1 protein-coding gene and 1 pseudogene are annotated in these 1090 nt (G+C 45.5%); one reads left to right on the top strand and one right to left on the bottom strand.

Annotated elements, in window-relative coordinates; translation table 11 throughout:
- Positions 1 to 174, bottom strand: a pseudogene (gene cca / locus R7035_RS25850) (multifunctional CCA tRNA nucleotidyl transferase/2'3'-cyclic phosphodiesterase/2'nucleotidase/phosphatase); the annotation flags it as partial.
- A gap of 138 nt (positions 175 to 312) precedes the next feature.
- On the opposite strand from cca, the gene R7035_RS25855 reads away from it, so the two are divergent.
- Positions 313 to 1090 (top strand): ExeA family protein (locus tag R7035_RS25855; RefSeq protein ID WP_318146397.1); only part of this gene is annotated, 778 nt, incomplete at its 3' end.

The following is a 1090-nucleotide window of genomic DNA, read 5'->3' on the forward strand; positions in this document are numbered from 1 at the left end:
GTGTTCTTCTCTATTTTTAGGATGAAGAAAAACAGGAAAGTCTTTTCCGACGGCAGTGTATCCTTGAGCAAGCATCATTTCTGGTGTGGCTCCGACTACCACCCAATCGTTGTCATAACTGTCAATGCCGAGCAATTGATCTCGAACTGCGCCACCTACTAAATAAACTTGCACGAATTACCTCTGAATTTATGGATATGACGTTGGACATTGTAGCAAGCAATGGTACTTTTCTTTACTCCCAAGAACAGATGCAACTATGTTTACATCATATTTGATTCTTTTGGGATGGGTTTTTAGCTGGAGATCCTAATGTATAAGGACTTTTTTGGGTTTGTTGAACAGCCGTTTTCGATTGTTCCCAACTCACGTTATTTGTATTTAAGCCAACGTCATAAAGAAGCGATCACGCACCTCAATGCGGGATTGGGCGACGGCGGTGGTTTTGCCATGCTGACCGGTGAGGTAGGAACAGGCAAAACGACAGTGGCCAAAGCCATGCTCGCGAATTTAGATGAAAGCACCAAAGCGGGGCTGATTCTCAATCCGACTTTTTCGAGCCGAGATCTGCTAGAAGCGATTTGCGATGAATTTAAGATCTCTTATCCGCAGGATGCGACGTTAAAACAGCTAAACCAAGTCATACATCATTATTTGCTGCGTAACCACAAGGTGGGTTGGCAGACGTTGCTCGTCATTGATGAGGCTCAGCATCTTGCTGCCGATGTACTTGAGCAACTGCGCTTGTTAACGAACTTAGAAACCGATACCAGAAAGCTGCTTAAAGTGCTGTTGGTAGGGCAGCCAGAGTTGCAACGCTTGTTACAGACTACGCAGTTGCGTCAGCTCGCACAGCGTATCACTGGCCGTTATCATCTGTTACCTCTTGATGAGAAAGAGACTGCGGATTACATCGCGTTTCGTTTGCACACGGCTGGTGGTGATCAGCAACTGTTTCATCGCAGTTCCAGTAAGTTGATTGCGAAGTATAGCCATGGCATTCCGCGTCTCATCAACCTGATTTGTGATAAAGCATTGAATATGAGTTATCACCAGGGCAGTGTCGTTGTCGATAAACAGACGGTGCAAC

Source organism: Vibrio sp. 1731, assembly GCF_033339955.1.
GTDB classification, from domain to species: Bacteria; Pseudomonadota; Gammaproteobacteria; order Enterobacterales; family Vibrionaceae; genus Vibrio; species Vibrio alginolyticus.